This window comes from Neobacillus sp. NRS-1170, assembly GCF_050468025.1.
Genome location: NZ_JBITPF010000056.1, coordinates 67469 through 93181 on the forward strand (window position 1 = coordinate 67469; position 25713 = coordinate 93181).

The 25713-nt window shown below is 36.8% G+C and carries 27 protein-coding genes and 1 pseudogene; 23 read left to right on the forward strand and 5 right to left on the reverse strand.

The window, feature by feature from the left end; genetic code table 11:
• Positions 1-94: 94 nt before the first annotated feature.
• The 6 genes from ACIFOT_RS22770 (at position 95) to ACIFOT_RS22795 (ending at position 3960) form a co-directional block, all read left to right on the forward strand.
• Positions 95-790 carry a CoA transferase subunit A gene (locus tag ACIFOT_RS22770; RefSeq protein WP_430068230.1) on the forward strand — a complete coding sequence of 232 codons (696 nt, stop codon included), beginning with the start codon at positions 95-97 and terminating at the stop codon, positions 788-790.
• A complete protein-coding gene (locus ACIFOT_RS22775) occupies positions 777-1442 on the forward strand; it encodes a 3-oxoacid CoA-transferase subunit B (RefSeq protein ID WP_430068233.1) in 666 nt (221 codons plus the stop codon). The genes ACIFOT_RS22770 and ACIFOT_RS22775 overlap by 14 nt, the downstream gene beginning before the upstream one ends.
• Positions 1435-2688, forward strand: coding sequence for a thiolase family protein (locus ACIFOT_RS22780; RefSeq protein ID WP_430068236.1), 1254 nt, complete (start codon positions 1435-1437; stop codon positions 2686-2688). The genes ACIFOT_RS22775 and ACIFOT_RS22780 overlap by 8 nt, the downstream gene beginning before the upstream one ends.
• A 100-nt stretch (positions 2689-2788) precedes the next feature.
• The gene (locus ACIFOT_RS22785; protein WP_430068239.1) at positions 2789-2929 is read left to right on the forward strand and encodes an FbpB family small basic protein; all 141 of its coding nucleotides are present in this window, start codon (positions 2789-2791) and stop codon (positions 2927-2929) included.
• 23 nt (positions 2930-2952) lie between these two features.
• Positions 2953-3138 (forward strand): hypothetical protein, encoded by a 186-nt coding sequence (locus ACIFOT_RS22790; protein WP_430068242.1) that lies wholly within the window; start codon positions 2953-2955, stop codon positions 3136-3138.
• 186 nt (positions 3139-3324) lie between these two features.
• Positions 3325-3960: an FMN-dependent NADH-azoreductase gene (locus tag ACIFOT_RS22795; RefSeq protein WP_430068245.1), complete on the forward strand. Its 636-nt coding sequence runs from the start codon at positions 3325-3327 to the stop codon at positions 3958-3960.
• Positions 3961-4194: 234 nt separating this feature from the next.
• Here the strand turns inward: ACIFOT_RS22795 and ACIFOT_RS22800 are convergent, their stop codons facing one another.
• Both ACIFOT_RS22800 and ACIFOT_RS22805 read right to left on the reverse strand, forming a co-directional pair.
• Complete coding sequence (locus ACIFOT_RS22800) at positions 4195-7464, reverse strand: Ig-like domain-containing protein (RefSeq protein ID WP_430068248.1); 3270 nt, start codon at positions 7462-7464, stop codon at positions 4195-4197.
• A 292-nt stretch (positions 7465-7756) separates the two neighbouring features.
• Entirely contained in the window at positions 7757-9982 is a 2226-nt protein-coding gene (locus ACIFOT_RS22805) for a protease pro-enzyme activation domain-containing protein (protein WP_430068251.1), read from the reverse strand.
• A 490-nt stretch (positions 9983-10472) separates the two neighbouring features.
• Between ACIFOT_RS22805 and ACIFOT_RS22810 the strand changes: the two are divergent.
• Positions 10473-11163: pseudogene (locus ACIFOT_RS22810) on the forward strand (beta-ketoacyl synthase N-terminal-like domain-containing protein); the annotation flags it as partial.
• Between the two features lie 35 nt (positions 11164-11198).
• On the opposite strand, the gene ACIFOT_RS22815 reads toward ACIFOT_RS22810, so the two are convergent.
• A complete protein-coding gene (locus tag ACIFOT_RS22815; protein ID WP_430068254.1) occupies positions 11199-11324 on the reverse strand; it encodes a hypothetical protein in 126 nt (41 codons plus the stop codon).
• Between the two features lie 453 nt (positions 11325-11777).
• Here ACIFOT_RS22815 and ACIFOT_RS22820 point away from each other — a divergent pair, with 453 nt between their 5' ends.
• The 9 genes from ACIFOT_RS22820 (at position 11778) to ACIFOT_RS22860 (ending at position 17325) form a co-directional block, all read left to right on the forward strand.
• Entirely contained in the window at positions 11778-12041 is a 264-nt protein-coding gene (locus ACIFOT_RS22820; RefSeq protein WP_430068257.1) for a metal-sensitive transcriptional regulator, read from the forward strand.
• Positions 12042-12122: 81 nt separating this feature from the next.
• The gene (locus ACIFOT_RS22825; RefSeq protein ID WP_430068260.1) at positions 12123-12350 is read left to right on the forward strand and encodes a sulfurtransferase TusA family protein; all 228 of its coding nucleotides are present in this window, start codon (positions 12123-12125) and stop codon (positions 12348-12350) included.
• Between the two features lie 63 nt (positions 12351-12413).
• A complete protein-coding gene (locus tag ACIFOT_RS22830) occupies positions 12414-12893 on the forward strand; it encodes a DsrE/DsrF/DrsH-like family protein (RefSeq protein WP_430068263.1) in 480 nt (159 codons plus the stop codon).
• A 41-nt stretch (positions 12894-12934) separates the two neighbouring features.
• Positions 12935-13297 (forward strand): rhodanese-like domain-containing protein, encoded by a 363-nt coding sequence (locus ACIFOT_RS22835; RefSeq protein WP_430068265.1) that lies wholly within the window; start codon positions 12935-12937, stop codon positions 13295-13297.
• A 24-nt stretch (positions 13298-13321) separates the two neighbouring features.
• Positions 13322-13618, forward strand: a complete 297-nt coding sequence (locus tag ACIFOT_RS22840) for a rhodanese-like domain-containing protein (protein ID WP_430068268.1) — start codon at positions 13322-13324, stop codon at positions 13616-13618.
• Positions 13619-13670: 52 nt separating this feature from the next.
• Positions 13671-14246 (forward strand): sulfurtransferase TusA family protein, encoded by a 576-nt coding sequence (locus ACIFOT_RS22845; RefSeq protein ID WP_430068271.1) that lies wholly within the window; start codon positions 13671-13673, stop codon positions 14244-14246.
• A gap of 46 nt (positions 14247-14292) precedes the next feature.
• Positions 14293-15420, forward strand: a complete 1128-nt coding sequence (locus tag ACIFOT_RS22850) for an MBL fold metallo-hydrolase (RefSeq protein WP_430068273.1) — start codon at positions 14293-14295, stop codon at positions 15418-15420.
• A gap of 101 nt (positions 15421-15521) precedes the next feature.
• Positions 15522-16298, forward strand: a complete 777-nt coding sequence (locus tag ACIFOT_RS22855) for a sulfite exporter TauE/SafE family protein (RefSeq protein WP_430068276.1) — start codon at positions 15522-15524, stop codon at positions 16296-16298.
• A gap of 193 nt (positions 16299-16491) precedes the next feature.
• Positions 16492-17325: an SPL family radical SAM protein gene (locus tag ACIFOT_RS22860; RefSeq protein WP_430068278.1), complete on the forward strand. Its 834-nt coding sequence runs from the start codon at positions 16492-16494 to the stop codon at positions 17323-17325.
• 83 nt (positions 17326-17408) lie between these two features.
• On the opposite strand, the gene brnQ is transcribed toward ACIFOT_RS22860, so the two are convergent.
• Together brnQ and ACIFOT_RS22870 are read right to left on the reverse strand one after the other, a co-directional pair.
• Positions 17409-18761, reverse strand: coding sequence for a branched-chain amino acid transport system II carrier protein (brnQ, locus tag ACIFOT_RS22865; RefSeq protein ID WP_430068280.1), 1353 nt, complete (start codon positions 18759-18761; stop codon positions 17409-17411).
• Between the two features lie 59 nt (positions 18762-18820).
• Positions 18821-19042: a hypothetical protein gene (locus ACIFOT_RS22870; protein WP_430068283.1), complete on the reverse strand. Its 222-nt coding sequence runs from the start codon at positions 19040-19042 to the stop codon at positions 18821-18823.
• Between the two features lie 702 nt (positions 19043-19744).
• On the opposite strand from ACIFOT_RS22870, the gene ACIFOT_RS22875 reads away from it, so the two are divergent.
• The 7 genes from ACIFOT_RS22875 (at position 19745) to ACIFOT_RS22905 (ending at position 25695) form a co-directional block, all read left to right on the forward strand.
• Positions 19745-20128, forward strand: a complete 384-nt coding sequence (locus ACIFOT_RS22875; protein ID WP_430068285.1) for a MerR family transcriptional regulator — start codon at positions 19745-19747, stop codon at positions 20126-20128.
• A 16-nt stretch (positions 20129-20144) separates the two neighbouring features.
• Positions 20145-20840, forward strand: a complete 696-nt coding sequence (locus ACIFOT_RS22880; protein WP_430068288.1) for a zinc metallopeptidase — start codon at positions 20145-20147, stop codon at positions 20838-20840.
• Between the two features lie 80 nt (positions 20841-20920).
• A complete protein-coding gene (locus ACIFOT_RS22885; protein ID WP_430068291.1) occupies positions 20921-22225 on the forward strand; it encodes a hemolysin family protein in 1305 nt (434 codons plus the stop codon).
• Between the two features lie 233 nt (positions 22226-22458).
• Positions 22459-23103 carry a helix-turn-helix domain-containing protein gene (locus ACIFOT_RS22890; protein ID WP_430068294.1) on the forward strand — a complete coding sequence of 215 codons (645 nt, stop codon included), beginning with the start codon at positions 22459-22461 and terminating at the stop codon, positions 23101-23103.
• Between the two features lie 95 nt (positions 23104-23198).
• The gene (locus ACIFOT_RS22895; RefSeq protein WP_430068297.1) at positions 23199-24134 is read left to right on the forward strand and encodes an LCP family protein; all 936 of its coding nucleotides are present in this window, start codon (positions 23199-23201) and stop codon (positions 24132-24134) included.
• Positions 24135-24189: 55 nt separating this feature from the next.
• Entirely contained in the window at positions 24190-24576 is a 387-nt protein-coding gene (locus ACIFOT_RS22900) for an FxsA family protein (protein ID WP_430068300.1), read from the forward strand.
• 378 nt (positions 24577-24954) lie between these two features.
• Positions 24955-25695 (forward strand): cation diffusion facilitator family transporter, encoded by a 741-nt coding sequence (locus ACIFOT_RS22905; RefSeq protein ID WP_430068303.1) that lies wholly within the window; start codon positions 24955-24957, stop codon positions 25693-25695.
• Positions 25696-25713 lie beyond the last annotated feature (18 nt).

Below are 25713 nucleotides of genomic sequence, written 5' to 3' on the forward strand. Positions count from 1 at the left end.
AGCCCAGTCTTTCCAAAGGAAAAAGCTAAATGCTTATTTCCTTTGGATTGGCTGGGCTTTTTGCTTTGCAAAAAAAAATCTTGGAGTGATATCAATGCAAAAAGTAAAAAGTGTGGAAGAAATTATTGCAAAGGTTAAATCAGGTGACACCATTATGGTGGGAGGATTTGGTTTAGTTGGTGCTCCATTAAGTTTAATTGAAGAATTGACGCGCCATGATGTGAATCAACTGACCGTGATTAGTAACAATCTCGGTGAACCGGGAAAGGGCCTAGGCATCTTATTACGACAAGGAAAAATTAGAAAAGCTATTGGTTCGTATTTTACTAGTAACAGGGAAGTGGGAGATCAGTTTAATCAAGGTAAACTTGAAATTCAGCTTATGCCTCAGGGAACGATGTCTGAATCGATAAGGGCTGGAGGAGCCGGCATTGGCGGCTATTATACAAAAACAAGCGTTGGGACTCAATTGGCAGAAGGGAAGGAAGTTCGCGAAATTAATGGAGAATTGTATGTATTCGAAGAGCCTCTGCGAGCAAATGTTTCACTTATTAAAGCGGCAAAGGCAGATACACTCGGGAATTTAGTGTATTACAAAACAGCTCGTAATTTTAATCCGTTAATGGCCTCGGCATCTGATTTCGTCATTGCGGAGGTTGATGAGATTGTTGAGGCAGGAGAGCTTTCGCCCGAGGAAATTGTCACCCCACATTTATTTGTAGACGCCATTGTAGAAAGCCATCTGATTTTAACTAAGGAAGGAGTTGTAGCAAAAAATGCAATCAAATAAAGAAGTTCAAGAGTTAATAGCAAAACGTGCTGCAGCTGAACTGCAACCTAATTCAGTCATTAATTTAGGAATCGGAATACCCACTCTAATTGCCAAATATGTGGATTCAGAGTTCGTTTATTTCCATACAGAAAATGGAATGCTTGGGGTTCAAGAGTTGAAAAGTGAAGATGATTTTGATCCAAGTCTAGTCAATGCGGGAAAGCTGCCAATTGGAGAGGGAATGGGTGCTTCCTATTTTAATAGTTCGGACTCTTTTGCCATGATCCGCGGGGGACATGTGGATGTTGCCATATTGGGAGCACTGCAGGTGGATGAACAGGGGTATATCGCTAACTGGGCTATACCGGGGAAAAATATAATGGGAGTAGGAGGGGCAATGGATCTTTTAAGCGGAGCGAAAAAGATAATTATTACGACGAATCATACTTCCAAAAATGGAGAATCCAAAATAGTTGAAAATTGCACTTACCCGATTACATCCATTCGTAAAGTCGATATGATAATTACCGAGTTAGCTGTTTTTGAATTTCAAAATGATCAGTTAGTACTAAAAGAATTAATGCCTGGTATCAGTTTGGAAGAAGTACAAGAAAAGACAGATGCAAACTTTAAAGTTATGTCAGTAAATCATGGAGGACAACATGAATAATAGAGTTTATGTAATAAGTGCACAACGAACAGCGGTTGGAAAATTAGGTGGAGCTCTAAAGGAATTACAGCCGGATGATCTGTTACTTCCATTATTTCATAATTTAAAAGAAAAGAATTTGCTGCCTGAAGAAATGATTGATGAAGTGATTATTGGTCAGGCAAAACAGAGCCAAGACCAAGCCAATATTGCACGAGTGGCTCTTTTAAAGGCAGACCTGCCGGAGTCAATTCCAGGGTACACCGTAAATCGCCAATGTGGTTCAGGTATGCAGTCTATTCATAATGCTTTCTTGGCAATTCGAGCTGGTCTAGGTCATGCCTATATTGTAGGGGGCGTGGAAAGCATGAGCAGTGCCCCATATTATATAAGAAATGGACGATTTGGCTTTCTTTCAGGAAACAGTGAAATTCTTGATCCGAATAAGGAAAGTCAGCCGGGTTCCCAACCGGTGGAGAAGTACGGAAGGCTTGTTATGGGGATGACAGCAGAAAATCTGGCAGAAGATTATTCGATCTCCCGTGAGGAGCAAGATTTATTTGCATATGAAAGTCAGCAAAAGGCACTTTACGCCATTGAAAATGGTGATTTCCAGAACGAGATTGTTCCTGTAACAGTTCCACAAAAAAAGGGAGAGTCCATTATTTTTTCTACTGATGAACATCCAAGGAAAACAGATTTAGAAAAATTAGCGGCTTTAAAACCTGTGTTTAAGAAGGAGGGAACAGTCACAGCGGGGAACTCATCAGGATTAAACGACGGTGCATCTATGTTGTTACTGGTTTCCGGTGAAATGGTGGATCGATATCAATTAGAGCCTTTAGTAGAAGTTGTAGGACTTGGAGTTTCAGGGGTAAAGCCAGATCGGATGGGAATTGGGCCTGTTGAGGCAACAAATAAAGCGTTAAGCATGGCAAATATACAACTTGAGGATTTAGATTTAATTGAACTAAATGAAGCATTTGCTGCTCAATCGTTAGCGGTGATAAATGAACTGGATTTACCAATGAATAAAGTGAATGTAAATGGTGGAGCCATTGCACTAGGACATCCGATTGGAAACAGTGGGGCTAGAATTAGTGTGACACTTATACATTCCATGTTGAAAAGAAAGGCGAAGTGGGGACTTGCTACCCTTTGCATGGCTGGTGGACAGGGTATCGCAACTGTATTTCGTGCGCCGATTTCCCCACAAAAATCAGGGTTTGAAGTGCCGTTAAATCCTGGCGGAATTAACTTCCTGTAATAACAGGATCATTATAGAATGGATTCCAACAAAAGTACAAAATAAGACATTCTAATCTAATTATTTAAAAAACGAAACAAATACATCAGGAGGAACTATCATGCGTAAAACGAAAAAAATGTCATTTATAGAATTAGTAGAGGCAAACAAAAAAAAACTTCTTAACAATGTCGAGGAAATAGAAAGAATTGAAAAACGGATTGAACAACGTCATGAAATAAAACGATATAAGCAAAAATAATAAAATAATATTGGCGGTCATTTATGATATTTAGGGTGAAAATATTTGATCAAAAAGGAAAAGAACTTGAAATTGAAAATAAAATTATTAGTGGTATCCTATTTGAATCTGAGGAAGCAATTGAATTTTTTTTAAATGCAATAAGAAGCAGTTTGCCACCAAATTTCCAGTATAAAGTGATTTTCGAAAACCAAGCTGATGTTCACTAAAAATTGGATATGTTAGCGGTGTCCCAAGGTTGGAAAAATATGATGCAAACAATTTTTTTGATATTCAGTAAATCATTTTATACAATTATCTCGAATTAAAAATAATAAAACCCGAGAATTATTATTTTTTTTATTTTTGATTCAAAATAAAATATTCAAATTAAACAAAGGAAAAGGTGAAAAGAAATGACAAAAGTATTGTACATTACAGCACACCCACACAATGAAACACAATCGTATAGTATGGCGGTTGGGAAATCATTTATTGATACCTATAAGGAAGTTAATCCAAACGATGAAATCGTTCATATTGACTTGTATAAAGAAAACATCCCACATATTGATGCCGATGTATTTAGCGGATGGGGAAAACTTCAATCTGGACAATCATTTGATGCACTTAATGCCGAAGAAAAAGCAAAAGTAGGCCGTTTAGGCGAGTTAAGTGACCAATTTGTAGCTGCAGATAAATATGTTTTTGTTACACCATTTTGGAACTTTTCATTTCCTCCAGTTATGAAGGCTTATCTTGATTCAGTTTCTGTAGCTGGGAAAACTTTCAAATATACAGAAAACGGCCCTATTGGACTACTACAAGATAAAAAAGCATTGCACATTCAAGCGCGCGGTGGAGTTTATTCTGAAGGTCCTGCAGCTCATATGGAAATGGGACATCGTTATTTAAGTGTAATGATGAGTTTCTTTGGTATTCCGGCTTTTGAAGGTCTATTTGTAGAAGGACATAATGCAATGCCAGATAAAGCACAGGAAATAAAAGAAAATGCTATTGCCCGTGCTAAAGATCTTGCTCATACTTTCTAATGTAATAAAGTCAAAAAGATAGACCCATGTCGGGTTTGTCTTTTTTAATAGTGTGATAGGGTATTAGTGAACAATATAAAGTACTAAAAAAACGGGAGCCATTTCGATAGAAACGGCTCCCATTTTTTTTACTTCTCAACCTTTTGGGGTGAATGGCCACAAATTTCTGGCTTTTCATATTAAATATTGCGGCGAATTGAAATCCCATCATCAATCATTCTAAATGGACATAATTTAATTAGGTTTAACGATAACAGGAATTATGATTTTAAAACCGTCATATTCCGCAAATATCACAGCCGCCCCTTCTGATTTCGCTGCGATCTTATGATCGGCGGTCACCTCAGCTACTTCCGGATTCGACGTACCCCAAGTGACATCAGCCGTAACGTCTTTTACTGTTCCATCGCTGGACATAGCATTTATGACTACATCATTTGTTGAGCCTGCTGAATTTACGATATAACCCGGCGAAGAACTTATCCCCAAAGTAAATGTAGGAGGTGTAGGAACCTTTGCTACAACTTCAACATCAATTGTCTTTGACATTCCAAAAACAGTTGCAGTTATTGTCGTTTTTCCAACAGAGTGAGCGATGAGATGTCCATCAGCAGAAATCGTTGCAACCGATTCGTCCGCCACCGTCAATTTTGCTTTGCTAGTAAGATTATAACAATCACAATTTCCATCTCTGCCTGGACGACCAAAGAATCCATCAATTTCGATGTCAGTGGACTTATTAGGTTCTAACATTACATTTTCTATACCAAAACCGTTTTTAACCCAATATAAATCTACAGGCTTAGTGTTTCTTACCCAAATAGCATCTTTCAAACCATTATAATTGAACCAGATGTATGCTTCACCAGGGCCGACCCATGTAATGACCCCGTTCTGGTCAACAGTTGCTACACTTTCGTCGGAAGATTCCCATTTCCCTTCTGTATCAACATGAACTATATTATGATCTGTATATTCAGCAAACGCGTTCGCATCAACAGTTCCTGCTTCAGGGTGTAATATCATCCCATTGCTACCCCAAGTTATCGCTTGTACTATATTTCCTGCTTCAGGCTGTAATACCATCCCCGTGCTAACAATTCCTACTAAATTTACTGGTCCAGGTTGACTTTGTACTTTTACTGGAATTTTAATAGGAGGGAAGCCTGCAATTGTTGCACTAACTGTCGTTTTTCCAAGTTTCATTCCAGTAAATTTCCCGTCTGTTACACCAGCAATAGTAGGATCCGCTGAACTCCACTGGATTGAGTTCGTAATCTCTCTTTGAGTCCCATCATTGTATTGGGCAAGAACATGTACGGGATAAAGCTTATCTTTTTGAACAACAACATCCATTGAGGATACAAGCAATGACTCAATTTTTAATTCCTCTGTAGATGCATCATTTCCAGAATGAATTGAAACATTCAAGATTTCGGTGCTTGTTCCGTGATCGATAAGGACCTGAGTTGTACCTGGTGCAACCGCTGTAAGAACACCATTCTTAACTGTAACAATGTCCGGGTCTAATGATGTGAATCTTGAGTCTGAAGTGACGTCAGCTGTTGAACCATCCTGATATTTTGCTTTTACAGAAAACGAATGTGTGTGGTCAGCTAACTGAAAGGAGATGTTCGTTTCACTAGGAATCAGACCAACAATTTTATTCACGAAATCATTAGAAGGTTTTTCTGAAACGGTAATAGGAATCTGCTTTGAGTAACCAGAGCTATCTACGGTAATGATTGCTGTACCAGTATTTACAGCAGTAAGTAGGCCATCCTTATTCACATTAACAACATCAGGATTAGATGATTTATAAACCGCAGTTGAAGTCGAATTTACCACAGATTTGTCCGTATAGCTTGCTTTTACCTCCAATTGCTGCTGTTGATGTACTACCATATTTTTCATATCTGATGTAACAGAAATCGATTCAGGGGTTGGAGCCTTCCTCTGACCGTCTTTATTCGTGACTGCCACCGGGATATCTACAGTGTTACGACCACCATTATAGTCAGCATATAAAATGGTCGCGCCACTCAATTGACCAATAACCTTTGGTGTACCACCATTTGTTCGCTGAACTGAAGCTACGAAAGGATTGTCGGAGTACATTTCAACGGAAGCTGTGACATCCTCCGTGCTCCCATCACTGTAAATCGCTGTTATCGCAATAGGCGCGCTTTCTTCACCTACACCTATGGAGATATTTGATGGAGAAGCTGTCAAACCAATCACTCTTGGAGTAGTAAGCTTATTGGTGACAGTAACCTCCATTTTAACTGGAGGAAGAACATCTGATCTATAGGAAGCTGTCACAATTGTTTTACCTGGCTTACCTGCGATGATTAATCCTGAATTCGTTACCGTTGCAATGCTGCTGTCTTCGACAGTCCACTTCACATCATATGGATTTACATTTTGATTTAAAAGCATACCACCCTCTGATATTCCGTTAGTGAATACTTCGGTTAAATTAACCGACGAATTTTCACCTGGCAACATTTCAACAGCAGGTGTATCGGTTACAAGCTTCACCGGCTTTACAACATTAACTAGTACAGCATCAACCAATTTATCGTATTTAAAATAGATATAGGCTTGGCCTATTCCAACTGGGGTTATCTGACCATCTTTACTAACGGTAGCAACATTACGATCTGTCGTTGTCCAACTTCCTAAATTGGTAACATCTGTAGAACCCACCATGAGATCCCTTGTATAGGCTTTTACTTGAACCGGCTTATCAGAGGTTTCTAACCTCAACATGCTAGCCGTAAGATTAAGCTGCGTTACTTTTTCAGGAACATCTTCTATAGAAGCAAAGAAGTTTATCTGTGGAAAAGTTGAGTAGGTTACTCCCAATGAAACATCACCTGATGATATCCCTTTTAATACGCCATTTTCAACCTTTGCAATCGACGGATCTTGTGATTTCCATGTAGCTAAATTAGTTACGTCTTCCATCGAACCATCGCTATAAAGCGCTTTTAAAGCGATAGGACGCTGTTGCCCTTCATCTATGAATGATATTCTAGGTGCAGCTAAAACGAGCGATACAATTGTTTTCCCTGCTGAAGCATTTAGAGTTTGACTTAAAACACGCGCATCTTGAGTAGTAACATTTACTTCAACATTTAACACCGCATTACCAAGACTGAATTGTACGTGTGTAGACCCTGCATGCACAGCTGTTAGCACTCCACTAGCAACTGTTACAACTTTCTCATCTAGTGAAGTCCATTTTCCTTCTGCTGTAACATCGGCTTTGGAACCATCCTTATACTCTGCTTCAGCCTTTAATTCATGTTTGCCTTTAGACAGAGAGAACGAGACTTTCGATTCACTTGGAGTAAGTTTGACGATCTCCTTTGAAGGCGGTTCCTTTGTTACCATTTTTGCCTTTTCAGGTGAGGCAGAAGCCAAACTGCTGAATAAAGACAGGATTACGGTAAAGATGAGAGTTAATGCTGTAATTCGTTTTTTCACCTTTGTTGCCATTTGTCGACCTCCTAGATTTTTTTATATTAATCAACCTGTAAATACAGACTGGTAATATCAATCTACTAACACTAGATTTCTTCATGTGATTTCATTTTTCACACTTACCTTGTTTATTGAAAAAGATATCCAATGAAAAATTGACGTTATTTTCAATGAATATGTATTTTTCATCATTAAAAATTTATTAGATTTTTTCCAATTTTCACAATCCAAATACTAAATTATGACTAATCTTCCCGTCTAAAACAAACCCAACGGCCTCCTTTTAATAAAGACCGCCGGGTTTATGTTATTGAACCTGCAAGCTTACATCATCTACAAAGAAATCAGTTGGATTACTGCTGTTATTGGTGCCCTTAAAAGCAATCTGTATGGTCTGCCCTTTATAATCCAAAAGGTTGAAGCTATGCTGCACCCATCCTGCTGCCGTTCCATCATTCAAAGTTAACAGGGTGGACAGGCCTGACCCGCTTGTATTTCTAACCTGTGCATAAAAATAATCATAGGGATGTTTCCTTTCCTTGGTGGATACACAGGTCCAAAAAGTAAGAGAAGCACTCGTTGCAGTGGATGGAATAGTAACAGTCTGATAGATTATATCAGTACTCTTATTGTAGCCATTTAGATATGCAGAATAACTGCCGGAATGCGGTTGGGTTGTAATCAATTGTTGGCCGTTAGTGCTCGATTCTACCCAAGGAGACTGTCCATTTTCAAAACCGCCATTTGTAATAAGCTCTGTTCCTCCGCCTGTTCCTCCGCTTGGACTGTTTATATCGCGAATCAAATTATATGCATCCGGGGTCCCAATACCGGATGCCAAATCATAGCCAGTTGTTGCCCGATAAAATAAGTTGTCTCCGGACGTAATATCATGATACGCCGGAAATGTTTGTACAGTATTAAACATTCTATAAAGAGTTGGGTTCGCCTCGCCAAGATTGCCCTTACCATTGGCTGCAGCGTACTGATTATTGAGGGCCGCGATTCCTGCCCATAAAGGTGCAGCTGCCGATGTCCCTCCGACTACAGTCCAGGAGCCCCCGCTATAGATAGAATAACCAGTGCTTGGATCAGCATCGGCCGATACATCAGGAACCTGCCGATAGCCATTTGTATACATATTTTGGACACCAGTACCTGATTGGAAAGAAGGCATAGTATATACTTTGGACAAACCGCCGCCGCCTCCCCACCTGGATGTGGTATCGCTCCAAATTGTTTCAGAGCTATAAGAAGATCCGCTTAGATTTAAGTGGGTTCCGCCAACACCTGTCACATATGGGTCATTTGCAGGACTGTCGACTTCTAAGGTACTGCCGCCTGAATCGTAAGCCCCATGGTCACCAGACGCAGCAAAAATACTTTGTCCTTGTGTAGCATATTGCTGAAAAATTGTATGGAGGCTATTCATGGTCGCACTTGAGATACGCTGTTCGCCGATTCCCCAGCTGACGGAGATTGTTTTTGCTAGATTATCAGACGCAATTTTTTGATAATTATCGATTAAACCTCGATCTGTATTCGGTGCTTCATATACTATGACCTGCGCTTTTGGAGCTATCGCATTGATGACCTCAATATCCAGTTCAACCTCAAGTTCTGCTTGACCGGCAGCACCGTTATAACCGTCGATATAAACGTTCGTTGGTGCAGGACTTCCAAGACCATAGTAGTTACTATAGTTGGTAGTGTTCGTAGCCTTATATCCGTCAAGCTCCATGACGGCTACTGTTTGACCGCTACCTGTATAGCCGGCACTTGCCAGCGCGCTGACACCGTAAGCCCCTTTCAATTCATCAGGCGTATACCCGCCAGCTGGACCGCTGCCCACATTCGGTATAACTGCTGCTGGCTTTTGATTTACATAGGGTGATGTTTTACTGATTTTTGGATGTGTATAGTGTGCTTCGTTATTCATCCCTTCTACATCTGTGATTACTCCGGAAAATTCCGCAGGGATCATCGGCGCCTGGGCATTTGAATAATAGGTTTGCCCTTTGGAATTTTTATAGTTATTAATCGTTACACCAAATGCATCTTCCATTTGTCCGGTTGTCCCACTGACCGAAATAAACGCATTATTGGCTGAAACATCTTGGACTTTAAAGCCTTTACTAGTTAAATAGCTCTTCACATTGGTAACCGTTTCATCAGTTGGCCCATATTGACTTTTGAATTCTTCAGGTGATATGAAATGCTTGTAGTTAGGAGAGGAAGGGTCGCTCAAACTGTCAATAAAATGGTCCAGTTTATCACTGTTTCTTAATTGCAAGGCAATTGTTAAAGAAGATTTCGTGCTGCTGTTCGTGTGACCAATGAGAGTACCGTGCTTTGCGGCCATTGGCGCTGCTCCATTAAGCTGAACGTGGTTGGATGTTGCTGCATAGCTCGATCCTCCCGATATGTACAACGTCAAACTTAACACAGATGCAGCCGTTGAAATGAATACTTTTCTTTTCATCCTATCACTACTAAGTTTTCCTGTAATTCGTTTTTTCACCTTTGTTGTCATTTGTCAACCCCCTAATTTTTTTTATATTAATCAACCTGTATATACAGACTGGTAATATCAATCTACTAATACTCGATTTCATCCTTCACACTTACCTTGTTTATTGAAAAAGATATACAATGAAAAATTGACGTTATTTTCAATGAATATGTATTTTTCATCATTAAAAATTTATTAGATTTTTTCCAATTTTCACAATTCAAATACTAAATTATGACTAATAAATTGACAACAAAATATTTTTTTAAAAAAATAACTTTGAACACGTAATCTGCCCACTAAAGGGGGAATTCTTAATAAAATTCAAACCCTTATGATTGCTTAATCGCCTTTTAGTTCACTTTTTTCGACCGATTCATACATAGATTTATTTAAAATTCGGTCTTTATTATTCAAATAGGGATTTTGAACTTTTGATATGCACAAATAAGCGGAATCTTTAATAAAATTCAAGCAAATATTATTGCACTATCGTCTTTACCCCTGAGGAGTAAGCCCAAGTTTAGTACCTATTATTATTTCAAATGCGGCAGCAGCCCAAATAAGCATAAGATTGAGCGCACTTGGCCCTTCCTTATCACCTGTAACTGTTTGCTCTATAGGAAATTCGTCTATGGGTGAAGCATTCAATTCGATTCGTAACGGAGATGCTGATGTGATATTTGGAGGTGGTACTGAAGCTGCTATAGCTCAATTAACCTTGGCGAGTTTTGAAAATGCCAAACAATCAATTCTGAACCTTCTATTGCAAATCGGCCTTTTGATGCACAAAGGGATGGATCTGTAATGAGTAAAGGTGCCGGAGTGTTGGTGTTGGAATCATTGGAACACGCAGTAAAGAGAAATGCGCCTATCTTATGCGAGGTAATAGGTAATGTAGCCAGTTCAGTTGCATATCATTTGGTAGCAAACCACTTAGAAGGGAGCGGAGCTTTTATAGCTATGAGAAATGCTTTAAATAAAGCAATAATATCTATACAAGAAGTGGATGTCATTAGTGCTCATGCCACAAGTACACCACTAGAAGAACTTTCAGAAACTATTGCTATTAATAATTTGTTTTGGGAACGTACCTATCATATTCTGGTAACCGGAAATAAATCGATGCTTGGCCATATGCTAGGCGCAGCAGGGGGGGAGAGACTATTGCCTTAGTGAAAAGTCTAAAGGAAAGCATAATTATAAGCAGTGAAAAATGAAAAAAGATGATTTTGGGCTATGCAAGAAAGGATTTACCGGGCGTTTCTTTTGCCACTTCTCTTTGGTCTTGCACATTACTTAGTATTAAAAATCCGCCAATTCCTATCACAAGGCTGGCCAGGGTAATCAAAACAGTTTTCATAAAATCGCTTCCTAATTATCTTTTTTTGGTAGAAGAAACGAAAATGATGTGCAAACAATCAAACCTTACAAACGAAAGGATTTTTCTTCTTATGTAAAGAAAGATGTTGTTTGTGCGACCACTTGTTCTTGAGAACAAGTAAGCCAAAATACCCTTTGATATAAGTATGGGCAGTTAAATGGAAACTACGAATGAAAGAGGAAAAACAGCAAAGAACGATTGACATTATACCTATTGGGGTATATTATAGAGCTTGTCAATGTTTCATTGAAGGAGGCTAAGATGACATAATTCATTTTAACAGGTATCTTTATTACCTGAAAAGAATATTGGAATACGTTGCTTGAATAAAAGGGGTTTTTGAGTTGGATATATAATTATTAATCAGCAAAAGTTATTAATAAAGTAAAATTCCTTGAAAATAGAAACCAATTGTTAAAGGAGGGATAAATAATGGATTACAATGATCAAATGAAAAACAGAGTAAAACGTATTGAAGGACAGTTAAGAGGAATTTTAAAAATGATGGAAGAAAACAAGGACTGTAAGGAAGTTATCACCCAATTATCTGCAACTAGAAGTGCCATTGATCGCACCATTGGTGTAATTGTTAGTTCCAACTTAGTGGAGTGTGTTCAAAAAGCGGAAAACCAAGGGGAAAGAAGCATGGAAGAATTAGTAAAAGAAGCTGTTAATCTGCTAGTAAAAAGTCGATAAAAAAGGGTTGACACCCTCTTTTATTTTTACTAATATATACCCGTAGGGGTAATGGAAATAAACTATGCGGAGGAATTAATAATGAATGTTACAAAAGTAGTTGATGCCAAAGGTTTAGCTTGTCCGATGCCAATTGTTAAAACAAAGAAGGCGATGAATGAACTTGAATCCGGTCAAGTATTGGAAATCCATACTACGGATAAAGGCGCTAAGAATGATCTTACCGCTTGGGCTAAATCGGGTGGTCATGAATTATTGAAACTTGAAGAAGAAGACAAAGTATTAAAATTTTGGATTAAAAAAGGATAATTTTTTTAATCAAAATATACCCATACCGGTATATGTTTATAAATTCTATCAGGAGGTAACAAAATGACAGAAAAGAAAAAGACAACAATCGTTTTATTTAGCGGAGATTATGATAAAGCAATGGCTGCTTATATTATCGCAAATGGAGCAGCTGCGTATGATCACGAAGTAACCATTTTTCATACGTTTTGGGGATTAAATGCCTTACGTAAAGATGAAAATATTCCGGTAAAAAAAGGGTTCATGGAAAAAATGTTTGGGAAAATGATGCCAAGAGGCGCTGATAAAATGGGTCTTTCCAAAATGAACTTTGCTGGGTTTGGTCCCAAAATGATTAAAGATATTATGAAAAAGCACAACGCGATGTCTTTACCTCAATTAATTGAAATGGCACAAGAGCAGGATGTAAAACTTGTAGCATGTACCATGACAATGGATTTGTTAGGACTTAAACAGGAAGAGCTATTAGATAACATTGAATTTGCAGGAGTCGCTGCTTACTTAGCAGATGCAGAGGAAGGTAATGTCAATCTGTTTATTTAAAACAGATAGGGGTTTTCCCCTACATAAAAAGGAGGTGCCAAATGGAATTTGTAAATTATCTTGTTGCAGCACTATTTCTATTCTTCATAATAATGAGGTTCTTACCAACAAAAGGTGTTAACAATATTTCAACAAAAGAATTAAAAGTCGAATTGAATGACAAAAACAAACAATATGTTGATGTCCGTACACCCGGCGAGTTTAAAGGAAACCATATTAAAGGTTTTAATAATATCCCTCTTCATCAGCTTGCTCAAAAAGCAGTGAAGGAACTTTCGAAGGAAAAAGAAGTAATCTTGATTTGTCAAAGTGGTATGAGAAGTGGGCAAGCAAGTAAGATCCTAAAAAAATTGGGATTTTCAAAAGTAACAAACGTCAAAGGCGGCATGAATGCTTGGTCTTAAACAAAATAGAGGGAGGAATATAAATTGAAACAATTGACAGCAAAAGAGGTTGAAACATTATTAAACGAAGGAAAGAAATTAAATATCATTGATGTGCGCGAGGTGGATGAAGTTGCGGCTGGCAAAATTCCAGGTGCCGTAAACATTACATTAGGATTAGTTGAGTTTCGCATGCATGAGTTGGATAAATCCCAAGAGTATATTTTGGTATGCCGTTCGGGAGCCAGAAGTGGTCGAGCTACGCAATTCCTTGAAAGTTATGGATTCAACGTGATTAATATGACTGGCGGAATGCTTGCTTGGGAAGGTAAAGTTGAATAAATTTTTTTAACAAGAATAATACCCTTATAGGTATAAAAACAGGAGGTCTATCATGAATAACATAAAAGCAAACGTAACTTTAGATGCAAAAGGATTAGCTTGTCCAATGCCGATTGTAAGAACAAAAAAGGCAATGATTAACTTGGTGGCAGGACAAGTATTAGAAGTTCAAGCTACAGATAAAGGGTCCAGAGCGGACATAAAAGCATGGAGTGAAAGTTCGGGGCATCAATATTTGGGAACCATCGAGGAAGGCGAAGTATTGAAGCATTACCTTCGCAAATCTTCTAATGATGAATTCAATGAAAAAAATCACCCAAATGTTATCAATAATGAAGAACTAGAGAACATGCTTAATGCAAATGAAAATATCGTAGTAGTCGATGTAAGAGAAGCTGCAGAATATGCTTTTAACCATATTCCTAGCTCGATCTGTATTCCATTAGGTGAACTGGAATACAGATTAAATGAATTAAACAAACAAGATTATATCTTTGTAGTTTGCCGGACAGGAAATCGCAGCGATCTTGCAGCACAAAAATTAACGGAAAATGGTTTTACTAATGTAATCAATGTTGTTCCAGGAATGTATCAATGGACTGGTGAAACTACAGGTATTAAGGGTTAAGAATATTTTTTTAATTAATTTTATACCATAGGGGGTAATTTAGAAAATGGCTGTCAATGTAATGACTTCAAAAGGGGTAACGAAGAAGGTTTTTAATAGAGAAGAGTTATTTATTTTTGATGTACGTAATGAAACTGATTTCAATGATTGGAAAATTGAAGGCGAAAACTTTGAGTATTTAAATATTCCTTATTTCGAATTACTTGATGGTGTAGAAGAAATCATTGATAAAATTCCTACTGATAAAGAAGTATTAGTGGTTTGTGCTAAGGAAGGCTCATCGGTAATGGTAGCAGAAATGCTTTCTGATGCAGGGTTAACCGTGTCATACCTTAAGGGTGGAATGAAGAGATGGAGCGAACATTTAGAACCAGTTAAAGTGGGGGACCTAACTGATGGTGGCGAAATGTATCAGTTTGTTCGAATCGGTAAAGGATGTTTATCTTACATGGTGGTTTCAAACGGTGAAGCAGCACTGATTGATGCAACCCGTATGACAGATATATATCTTGATTTTGCTGAAAGTATCGGGGCAAAAATTACGCATGTATTTGATACACATCTTCATGCTGACCATATTTCTGGCGGACGTACAATTGCTGACAAAACTGAAGCTACTTACTGGCTTCCACCAAAGGATGCAACAGAAGTTACCTTTGATTACCAACCATTAGAAGACGGTAATAACGTCGTAATTGGAACCGTGAGAATTAATATCCATGCCTTATATACACCAGGTCATACCATTGGTTCTACTTCCTTTATTGTCGATGAAAAGTTCTTACTTTCAGGTGACATTTTGTTTATTGACTCAATTGGAAGACCAGATTTAGCCGGCTTGGCAAAGGATTGGGTTGGGGATTTAAGAGAGAGTCTATATAAACGTTATCGAGGTTTAGCTGAGGATTTAATCGTCTTACCCGCTCATTTTATGATTATTGATGAATTAAATGACGATGGCAGTGTAGCTGAAAAATTAGGAACTCTATTTTCCAATAATCATGGTTTAAATATTGAAGATGAAAATGGGTTTAGAAAATTGGTGACTGAAAACTTACCGCCACAACCAAATGCGTATCAAGAAATTCGTGAAACGAATATGGGAAAAATCAATCCTGACATTGATCAGCAACGAGAAATGGAAATCGGTCCAAACCGTTGTGCGGTCCGTTAATAATAAAATAGGAGGCAATATAATGACGTTCTAAAATTCCGGATAAAGAGGTTAATAATGGGGATCCAATCATGGTTCCCTTTTCTAAAGAGGAGGACATCATGGATATTAGCTTAATGATTACGCTCTTCCTAATGGGGGTTATAGGCTCGTTTATTTCTGGGATGTTAGGGATAGGTGGAGCTATCATCAACTTTCCGTTGTTGTTATATATTCCAGTCATGCTTGGTGTAGGTCATTTTTCTGCTCATGAGGTTTCAGGTATTACAGCCATCCAAGTGTTTTTTGCAACAATTGGCGGTGTTTTGGCTTACCGTAAAGGTGGTTATTTAAATAAAACACTTATTGTTTACATGGGTATAAGTATTTTAGTTGGAAGTTTTATAGGGGGATTTGGGTCCACTCACATGCCGGAAAGAGGAATCAACATTGTATATGGAATCTTAGCGTTGATCGCTGTGATCATGATGTTTATACCAAAGAGACGAATTGATAATCTTCCGTCGGAACAAGTCAAGTTTAACAAATGGATTGCAGCGCTGCTATCTTTCATCGTGGGGATTGGGGCTGGTATTGTAGGAGCCGGAGGTGCATTCTTGTTAGTGCCAATCATGCTTGTTGTGTTAAAGATTCCAACAAGGATGACCATTGCCACTTCCTTAGCCATTACACTTATTTCATCGATTGGGGCTGTTTCCGGTAAAATCGCAACAGGACAAGTGCCAATTTTACCTTCACTTATCATGGTTGTTGCCAGTTTAATTGCTTCACCAATAGGAGCAAACGCTGGTAAAAGAGTTAATACCAAAGTGTTGCAAGTCATTATGGGGATTTTAATATTGGCGACAGCAGTGAAGACATGGATAGGAATTTTGTAAAATAGATATTTTATAATTAACATTTTTAAATTCTAGGTGCCATTTTTAATTATGTAATCTTCAAAGCACTTTCTAAGAAGCATCTTGTTATTAGAAAGTGCTTTTTTTATTTAACCTTGTGAAGAATTGTACTAAACTAAATTTACGGAGTTAAAGGATATTTAAATTCCTTGCAAAGAGAGGATCGTTAAATATGGGGATTGAAATAAAAGAAACGTTAGCGAAGAAAATTCTCACTGAAGCAAAGGGATATTTGGATGTAGGATTTACTCATTCGTTAAATCCTTATAGCGGATGCGGGTATTCATGCAAATATTGCTATGTAAGAGAAATGCCCATTCAGAGATTCAAAGAAATCCCTTGGGGACAATGGTTGGACATAAAAACAAACGCAGCTGATAATTACCGAAAAGAAATCATCAAACTTCGTAAGAAAAATAATCCCGTGAACATTTTTATGTCCTCTGCAACAGACCCTTACCAACCCATTGAGCGTAAAGCAAACATTTCAAGAAGGATATTGGAAGAAATGATTGAAAACCCGCCAGATTTTCTTCAAATTCAAACACGAGGACCACTTATTACAAGGGATATTGATTTATTAATAAAATTAAAAGAAAAATGCAAGGTCCTTGTATCCATGACGATTGAGACTGATAGAGATGATATAAGGAAGATTTTTGCGCCGTATGCACCTGGGATTAATTTGCGGGTAAAAGCACTAAAGGAACTTCACGATGCAGGAATATCCACCCAAGCTTCCATTTCTCCAGTTTTGCCGTTTACTCAGGAGTTTCCGAAAATATTGGATGGGATTGTGGACCATATTTGGATTGATACTTTATCCATTGGAGATGGGGCGATGGGTAAGCGATCAGAGAGATTAGGAATGCCAAATTTATTTCATGAACATGGATTATCGAAGTGGTACCAAAAAGATCTACACATTAAGGTGGAAAAACATTTTAATAAATATTTTTTAAAGGGAATTGTACGAGTTTCTAAACAGGAAGCCTTCCCAAAATAAAAAGCTTGAAATAGCAGAAGAGAAGTGCCAATCATGACACTTCTCTTCCTTTTATAAATAGCAAAATGGGTGGTTCTAATTTATTATTGAATAGCAGTTTTTTTGGACCCCGTTGGCCAGAAATTGCCGATAATTGCACCAACTACTGCTGGTAATATCCATCCAAGACCAATACTGTATAGCGGTAAATACTCAATATACGCAGCTTTAATGGATTCGAACAAATAAATGGTCGCCCCCGGCAAGCTTCCAACTAACGTGCTGTAACCATCAAAGAAACTTACACAAAAAGTAAGAAGCATAGACGCTGCATATACACTTTGCTTATGATTAAAAAATGATGAACAGAGCGTCAACAAAATCAGAACAATCGCCAAAGGATATAATAACATTAATACTGGAACAGCGTATTGAATAATATTGTTTAAGCCAAAATTAGCGATGATAAATGACATAAGGCTTAGGATAAGCACGAACATTTTATAGCTTACTTTTGGAAAAATACTATTGAAAAATTCACTACAAGAGGTAATGAGTCCAATGCTCGTTTTTAAACATGCCAGTACAATTATAATTGCAAGAAGGATCGCACCAAATTCTCCAAAGTAATGCTGGGCGACCTTAGCAAAGATTAATCCGCCATTATCGAATGTACCGATGATAGATACGCTTGATGCCCCCATATAAGTAATGAGGCCATAGATTAACATCATTAGTGCCATAGCGAAAATGCCTGATTGCCATGTTGCTTTTGCAATTGTCTTCTTATCGGTAATCCCTTGTCCCTTAATAGCATTGATGACAACAATACCAAATGCTAATGAAGCGAGGGCATCCATCGTGTTATAACCCTCTTTAAAACCAGTTATAAATGCCAATTGGCTGTAATCACCCGTTGGCGTTCCGAATGGTCCCATAGGTTTGACAATCGCGATAATAATTAAAAAGAATAAAAATACTAAAAATGCAGGTGTTAGATATTTTCCGATATAGTCAATAATTTTCGCAGGATTTAATGAGAAATAGTAGACGATGGCGAAAAATACAAAGCTAAAGAGCCCAAGATATAAACTGACGTGCTCTGGATTAATAAATGGTTCAAAACCGACTACGAAAGGTACTGTTGCTGTACGTGGAATCGCGAAAAATGGGCCAATAGTTAAGTAAAGGGCCATGGCGAAGATAACTCCAAATTTCGGATGGACCCGTCCTCCTAATTCACGAAGTCCATTACTTGCAGATAGTCCGAATGCTAAGATCCCCATAAATGGCAAACCAATTGCTGTTACTAGAAAACCAATTAAAGCTGGCCAAAAGTGAGTACCGGCGACCTGTCCCATCTGAATAGGGAAAATCAAATTTCCTGCCCCGAAGAACATACCAAACAACATTGTACCGATGACTGCGTATGTTCTGAATGATATTTTTTGATGCATACATGTGCTCCTTCTAGATGAATTTCATTTATTTTAACACCATTTAGAATTGTTGGCTATCATGTAATGACTGCAATATTGAAGATTGGAAGAAAGATATGATTATTACGGGTGGGTTTAATGTTATGCGATTGAAGTTGAAAACGCTTTAAACTCGCAACTGGCGGTTCAGCAATCGGTAGTGGCAGGTGTTCCTCATGAAAAATGGGGTGATGCCGTCCATTTCGAATTAATGCTGATTTAAAAATTGTATCAATAAATATAGAAATGGCGGGTGTCAAAAGGCTCCCGCCTTTTTGTCCTTTTTCTTTTCCGAGTAAATCAATCACAGTTCCGAAAATGGCTATAAAGGGGAATGAGTACAGTCATTGGAATGTGGGTTATTTATTTTAATTGATTAATCGGATGGCTCCCCTTACTTTTTTCCATATTTCACACAATAGTCTATTCAATGTTGTTAATATTTTATTAATATTTTTGTGATAAAATTATTTTTAACTTAAATTTTATCTAAATACTTAATAATCGGAAAATGAATGTTTCTAAATATGGAAAGGTGACCTCCCAAAAATGACAGTGTTTATTTTCTTAAACATAATAGGAATTATCCTTATTTTGAAGGGGATTAAAGATTCATTTACAACACTTAAGGAAAGTTTTAAAAAGAAGGTTCATTTTAATTTATGTATCAATTCTATTTTAAAAAGCAGCTATTACTTTTTAACAGGGGGCTATTTAATGTACTTTCAAAACCTAGAAATGCAATTACACCAACTGTATTTATTGGGGGTATTCTATTTTGGAATGTCCACAATTTTTTGGCTTATCCTTAATCGAATAGAAAAAGAGGAATAATCGAGTATCTTTTATTACCAAAACCATAACGTTGACTGTACGGTTTGGATTGTGATATAGTTAACATATCTATAGAAAGGGGTGAGTAAATTGGGAAGTTGTATCGGATTGGTGAAATAGCCAGTTTAATGAGCATTTCAAAAAGAACGATTGATTATTACACCCAAATAGGCTTACTAAACCCTGTAAGGTCGGATTCTAATTATCGAATGTATGGAGAAGAGTCTATTCAGATATTGGAATTGGTTGAACATTATAAAACTCTTAATATGCCGCTTGATGAAATCAAAACTTCTATTAAAATGATCAATTCAAATAATTCCATAGATAAAGAGAAAGTAGAAAAACATTGTGAGCAGATTGCTGTTCTTATGGAGCATCTTAAAGAGGAAATAAAGGTAATGGAGCCAATTCTTCAAAAATTAAACAATAATGAAAAAGAAATGCTCGTTAATAAACTATCCTTAAAGGGAGTTTCATTAGCTCAAACATTGTTATTATTATTTGGTTAAAGAGGTGAATGTTTAGATGTTATTCCATCCAATGGATATATTAATCTTCATTGCTTTTGGACTATCCATCTGGGCGCAATTTAAAGTAAAAGGTAACTTTAGTAAATGGTCTGAGGTCGGGACATCTTCAGGACTATCTGGTGCAGAGGTAGCGAGAAGGATTTTAGATTCGAATGGTTTATATCATATCCCTATTCAAGTAGTTCCTGGACAGTTATCAGACCATTACGATCCTATATCAAAAGCAGTTCGTTTATCAGAAAACGTTTACTATGGCCGTTCAATTGCATCAATTTCAGTTGCAGCCCATGAGGTAGGCCATGCAGTACAGGATAAAGAGTCTTATAGGGCACTTGTTTTAAGACATCGAATGTTCCCATTAGTAAATATTACTTCAGGTATTGCACCTTTCTTATTGATGGGAGGGTTTTTCCTTCATCAAACATCCCTTATTGGGCTAGGAATCATCCTTTTCGCAGCAGCAGTTGCTTTCCAGGTGATTACTCTGCCAGTTGAATTTAATGCAAGTACTCGTGCAAAGAACTTTATGCTTGCAGAAGGAATCATTCGAAATCATGAAGAGAAAGGTGTAAATAAGGTTCTTGGCGCAGCAGCCTTAACGTATGTGGCTGCAGCATTAATTTCTGTTCTTGAGTTATTAAAATTTGTCATGATTTTCTTTCAAGGAAACAATGAAGAACAGGAAGATTAACATATTTCAAAAGTAATAGAGTAACTTTGTTTTCAAACTAGGAGGTGTATTCCTTACTTTACTATTAAGTAAGGAGACTATTGATAATTATTAATTTAATTACAATTGCAATGTTAATTGCTTTTACGGCATTTTTCGTATCTTTTGAATTTGCCATTGTTAAAATCCGAGGTACACGAATCGATCAACTTGTTGGAGAAGGAAGCAAAAATGCTATTGCAGCTAAAAAAATAATTTCAAATCTAGATGAATATTTATCCGCATGTCAGTTAGGTATTACAGTTACAGCATTAGGTTTAGGTTGGCTGGGTGAACCAACGGTGGAACATATTCTTCACCCATTGCTGGTAAGCCTTGACTTGCCTGAATCCGTTTCAACTATTGCATCATTTGTAATCGCCTTTGCTTCTGTAACATTTATTCACGTGGTAGTAGGGGAACTTGCTCCCAAAACGGCAGCAATTCAAAAAGCGGAAGCTGTCACATTAATTTTTGCACGACCAATGATTCTGTTTTATAAAATCATGTATCCTTTTATTAAAGCATTAAATGGATCTGCTCGTTTGATTTTAGGCTTCTTTGGAATTAAACCAGCTTCTGAACACGAAGCTGCTCACTCGGAGGAAGAACTTCAATTGATTATTTCCGAAAGCTATAAAAGCGGAGAAATTAATCAGTCTGAGTATAAATATGTGAACAACATTTTTGAATTTAATGATCGAATTGCAAAAGAAATTATGGTGCCACGAACTGAGATTGTTGTTTTTGATAAATCACAAACGTTAGCAGAATGCCTTGAAACTGTTAAGAGTGAAAAGTATACAAGATACCCAGTTATCGATGGAGATAAAGATAATATCGTGGGTATGCTGAATTTGAAAGAAGTCTTAACGGATTATATCGTCGGCAAGAATCTAGAAACTCCAATTGAACATTATGTACGTCCTGTGATCCAGGTAATTGAATCGATCGCCATACACGATTTGTTACTTAAAATGCAGAAAGACCGCATTCATATGGCTATCCTAATGGATGAGTATGGCGGAACAGCTGGATTAGTAACAGTAGAAGATATTCTAGAGGAAATTGTCGGTGAAATTCGAGATGAATTTGATGCGGATGAGGTACCTGAAATCAATAAAATAAACGATAATAAAACAATCGTCGATGGAAAAGTTCTTATAGAAGAAATAAATGATTTATTCGGAATAGATTTAGATGATGAGGATATTGATACCATTGGGGGTTGGATATTATCCAAAAAGATGGATGTAGTCGAAGGCGAGATAATTAATTATGGTGATTTTGATTTTAAAGTTCGTGAAGTTGATGGGTATCATATTAAATCTTTAGAAATAGTAAAAAAGCAAGAATCTTTTGCTTAATAGATGAATCCCTCTTAATTAGAGGGATTTTTTTCATTTTTAATCTGTATAAATAATAAATATGTTGACATTTTATTGACAATGAAAAGTCGAATGTTGACAAAATGTCAACGAATTTGTATATTTTAATAGAATTTCATTTTTTCAATTAGGATAAAGTGTGTTTAATTTTTCTACTGATTTTTAATAGTTATGAAATTGATAAGGAATGAAAACCGGAAAGGGAAGCTAATATGTCTGGTGAAAAGATGGATAATAATCTGGGGTTATTATTGAAAAAATTATTAAAGGAACGTTCTTTCTCCATGAGGAAGCTTAGTGAGCTTACTGATATTGACACAGCCACGATCTCTAGGATTATTAATGGTAAACGCAAAGCAAATCCTGCCCATTTACAAAAATTTGCTGATTGTTTACAAGTCCCCATTTCAGAGTTATTTATAGCTGCAGGCTTTTCAATTGAAGAGAAAAATACAACACAGCAATCTGACATTTTTATGTCTGTTGAAAGTATTCAAAATTCACTTGAATTCTCCCACCTTATAGATAATAAGTTTAGTATTGCTAGTTTAGAACAGGAATTATCTAATTATGAACAATATGTACAAACAGAAGAGGGAAAAGAAAATATTCTCAAAAGCTTTGGGGAAAAGATTAAGAAATTAGGCAGTATTGGTCCGTTTATCAGTCAGCTTAAGGAAATGTTTGAGAAATTCCGCTTAAACAAGGGAACACCACGGGAGCTTGCCATAGTTGGAAGTGCACTAATCTATTTTATTGTCTCAGTGGATGTTATTCCAGATTACATTTTTCCAGTCGGTTTTATCGACGATGCTATGGCAATTCAAATTGTAGCAAATTTACTAAAAGCTGAGTAGCAATTGACTTAATTCTTCGAAATAGCCGTTTAAGAGCTACATTTAAGTTACAGGACAATAATTCAATAAACTAAGGACAATTGGGAAGGTGTACTATGGAAAGAATGCTTCGTAGGAAAAAGCGTGTTAGATGGAAAAGGGTAATGTTGCTTATTTTTATTTTAATGATTGGTAGTGTAAGTGCTTATGCAACTTATCAATATAAACAAGGAATTTCGCTTGGTAAGGATGGAAAATTTAATGATGATGAGAAAGTAGCGAAAGCATTCCAGGGAGAAGATGTGAAGTTTGGTAGAATTAATGTGCTCCTATTGGGAAGTGATTCACGTGGTGAAGAACATTCAAGAACGGATTCCATCATGATCGCTCATTATGATCAGGATACTCATCAATCTAAGTTGATTTCTATAATGAGAGATACCTATGTTAATATTCCTGGTCATGGAAAGCAAAAAATAAATGCAGCATATGCATATGGTGGCCCAGAGCTTCTTAGACAAACAATTAAAGAAAACTTTGATATTGATGTAAATTATTACGCTATTGTTGATTTTGAAGGATTCTCAAAGATTGCAGATATTATTGCACCAGATGGAATTGAAGTTGATGTTCCTCATGAAATGAAATATGGAATAGGAACGACAATTAATCCTGGAAAACAAACCTTACATGGGGATAAGTTATTAGGATATGTACGTTTTAGGCATGACAATTTAAGTGACTTTGGCCGAGTTCAAAGACAACAGGAAGTCATTAGCAAGTTGAAGGACCAAGCTTTGAGTATTGGAAGTATCATAAAGCTTCCTAAAATATTGGGTGTTATAAACCCATATGTTGATACCAATTTGGATACTCCCACTCTTTTTTCCTTGGGGAAAGATTTGCTTACTAATAAATCCAAAGACTTAAAATCAATTCGTACTCCCGTGGATGGGTCTTTTACTAATGAACAATTCAAGAATGCAGGTGCAGTGTTAAGTATCAATCTTGAACAAAATAAATCTGCTTTAAATGCATTTTTATCTTCATAATAAAAAACATAAATTCGGCAATTTCTATATCAGTTCATTTGAAAGGTGGACTAACATGCGCTATTTATTATTATTAATCATTATTATTCCCGCAATGGATATAGGTTTTTTGCTATTTTCTGGTAAAACGATTGGTGTTTGGCCGACATTGATTTTTATCATATTAACAGGAATTATAGGAGCCTATTTAGCGAAAAGAGAGGGGCTGCAAACCATTCGCAGGGCACAGGAGCAACTGCGTTACGGACAAATTCCCAGTGAAGCTGTTTTAGATGGCATTTGTATTCTAATTGGCGGTACACTACTTTTGACTCCAGGATTTATCACGGATATATTCGGATTTCTAATGCTTTTTCAGCCAACAAGAAAACTGTTTAAATTCTTTATGAAAAAATCATTTCGAAAATGGATCGACAGAGGAAATATTAAGATTATAAAATAAAGCCTGCTTGTGAAAGGAACTCAGTGATGGGTTCCTTTTAATAATATCTTCAGTGCGTATTTCGAAATAGCATAATCTCGATGATTCGAATTTATAAATACACATAAGAATTTTTCCCAAATACAACTGGACGAACTCACACCAAGAGATCTCTTTACGTTATGCAATGTTCAAAAGTTTGTTTTTAGCGATACTGATAAAAAAATAAAAATCCCACTTGTATTAAAGTTTTGATCATTTATACAAGGGGGATTTTTTATTTATATACATGTAATTCGACTTTTTAAACTCATAAAAAGTTAACAAAAAATTGATTTTATCAATATTTCCCATTTTTATTGGGACACTATAAAAACAAAGAGTAGGGGAGGTAAGCATATGAAAATTAAGCTGTTGTTAGAGTCAGTAAAAAAAGGTAACAAATCATCTGCATTAGCCATGACGGGTAATACGCTTATTGCTGTTACTGAATTTATAGCTGGAAGCATTAGTGGGAGCGGAGCGATGTTTGCCGCAGCTATGCACTCTTTAGGAGATGCAGTTAACCAAGGTTTCATTTTTATAGGAAGTGTGTTATCTCAAAAAAAACCGTCAAAACGGTTTCCTAATGGTTTCGAACGTTTGAACCATATTTTTAGCATGATTGCCGCATTGGTTGTCTTCACTATGGCATTTGAAACCATCCGTGAGGGATGTCATTTAATTTATAATCCTGTTGAACCAAGTACAGGTCTATTGATGAACATATTTATTTTAATTCTAAACCTGGTTATTGATGGAGCTGTTTTAATTAAAGCGATGAAAGAAATAAATCATGATTCTGGGATAAAAGTAAAAGGGCTCAGAATTGTCCTCGAATCTTTTAAAAATGTAGGCAGAGCAACTCCTCCAACAAGATTTGTCTTCTATGAAGATCTTGTGTCTGTTACAAGTGCGTTATTGGCCTTAATTGCAGTAGTAATAACCTCGATTACAAATTTACATCTTTTAGATGGAGTTTTCACCGTCATCATTGGATTGTTAATGATTGGTGTTTCTATTCGAGTGGCCTACGATAATATTGTAGATCTAATTGGAAGCTCACCTATTGTGAAATTAAAGAACGGATGGCAAAAATAATAGGAATAGTAGGTATAT

Excerpts from the sequence above, each read along its gene's own strand:
- ACIFOT_RS22770 (WP_430068230.1), top strand. The coding sequence starts at position 95 with ATGCAAAAAGTAAAAAGTGTGGAAGAAATTATTGCAAAGGTTAAATCA.
- ACIFOT_RS22775 (WP_430068233.1), top strand. The coding sequence starts at position 777 with ATGCAATCAAATAAAGAAGTTCAAGAGTTAATAGCAAAACGTGCTGCA.
- ACIFOT_RS22780 (WP_430068236.1), top strand. The coding sequence starts at position 1,435 with ATGAATAATAGAGTTTATGTAATAAGTGCACAACGAACAGCGGTTGGA.
- ACIFOT_RS22785 (WP_430068239.1), top strand. The coding sequence starts at position 2,789 with ATGCGTAAAACGAAAAAAATGTCATTTATAGAATTAGTAGAGGCAAAC.
- ACIFOT_RS22790 (WP_430068242.1), top strand. The coding sequence starts at position 2,953 with ATGATATTTAGGGTGAAAATATTTGATCAAAAAGGAAAAGAACTTGAA.
- ACIFOT_RS22795 (WP_430068245.1), top strand. The coding sequence starts at position 3,325 with ATGACAAAAGTATTGTACATTACAGCACACCCACACAATGAAACACAA.
- ACIFOT_RS22800 (WP_430068248.1), bottom strand. The coding sequence starts at position 7,464 with ATGGCAACAAAGGTGAAAAAACGAATTACAGCATTAACTCTCATCTTT.
- ACIFOT_RS22805 (WP_430068251.1), bottom strand. The coding sequence starts at position 9,982 with ATGACAACAAAGGTGAAAAAACGAATTACAGGAAAACTTAGTAGTGAT.
- ACIFOT_RS22815 (WP_430068254.1), bottom strand. The coding sequence starts at position 11,324 with ATGAAAACTGTTTTGATTACCCTGGCCAGCCTTGTGATAGGAATTGGC.
- ACIFOT_RS22820 (WP_430068257.1), top strand. The coding sequence starts at position 11,778 with ATGGATTACAATGATCAAATGAAAAACAGAGTAAAACGTATTGAAGGA.
- ACIFOT_RS22825 (WP_430068260.1), top strand. The coding sequence starts at position 12,123 with ATGAATGTTACAAAAGTAGTTGATGCCAAAGGTTTAGCTTGTCCGATG.
- ACIFOT_RS22830 (WP_430068263.1), top strand. The coding sequence starts at position 12,414 with ATGACAGAAAAGAAAAAGACAACAATCGTTTTATTTAGCGGAGATTAT.
- ACIFOT_RS22835 (WP_430068265.1), top strand. The coding sequence starts at position 12,935 with ATGGAATTTGTAAATTATCTTGTTGCAGCACTATTTCTATTCTTCATA.
- ACIFOT_RS22845 (WP_430068271.1), top strand. The coding sequence starts at position 13,671 with ATGAATAACATAAAAGCAAACGTAACTTTAGATGCAAAAGGATTAGCT.
- ACIFOT_RS22850 (WP_430068273.1), top strand. The coding sequence starts at position 14,293 with ATGGCTGTCAATGTAATGACTTCAAAAGGGGTAACGAAGAAGGTTTTT.
- ACIFOT_RS22855 (WP_430068276.1), top strand. The coding sequence starts at position 15,522 with ATGGATATTAGCTTAATGATTACGCTCTTCCTAATGGGGGTTATAGGC.
- ACIFOT_RS22860 (WP_430068278.1), top strand. The coding sequence starts at position 16,492 with ATGGGGATTGAAATAAAAGAAACGTTAGCGAAGAAAATTCTCACTGAA.
- brnQ (WP_430068280.1), bottom strand. The coding sequence starts at position 18,761 with ATGCATCAAAAAATATCATTCAGAACATACGCAGTCATCGGTACAATG.
- ACIFOT_RS22875 (WP_430068285.1), top strand. The coding sequence starts at position 19,745 with ATGAGCATTTCAAAAAGAACGATTGATTATTACACCCAAATAGGCTTA.
- ACIFOT_RS22880 (WP_430068288.1), top strand. The coding sequence starts at position 20,145 with ATGTTATTCCATCCAATGGATATATTAATCTTCATTGCTTTTGGACTA.
- ACIFOT_RS22890 (WP_430068294.1), top strand. The coding sequence starts at position 22,459 with ATGTCTGGTGAAAAGATGGATAATAATCTGGGGTTATTATTGAAAAAA.
- ACIFOT_RS22895 (WP_430068297.1), top strand. The coding sequence starts at position 23,199 with ATGGAAAGAATGCTTCGTAGGAAAAAGCGTGTTAGATGGAAAAGGGTA.
- ACIFOT_RS22900 (WP_430068300.1), top strand. The coding sequence starts at position 24,190 with ATGCGCTATTTATTATTATTAATCATTATTATTCCCGCAATGGATATA.
- ACIFOT_RS22905 (WP_430068303.1), top strand. The coding sequence starts at position 24,955 with ATGAAAATTAAGCTGTTGTTAGAGTCAGTAAAAAAAGGTAACAAATCA.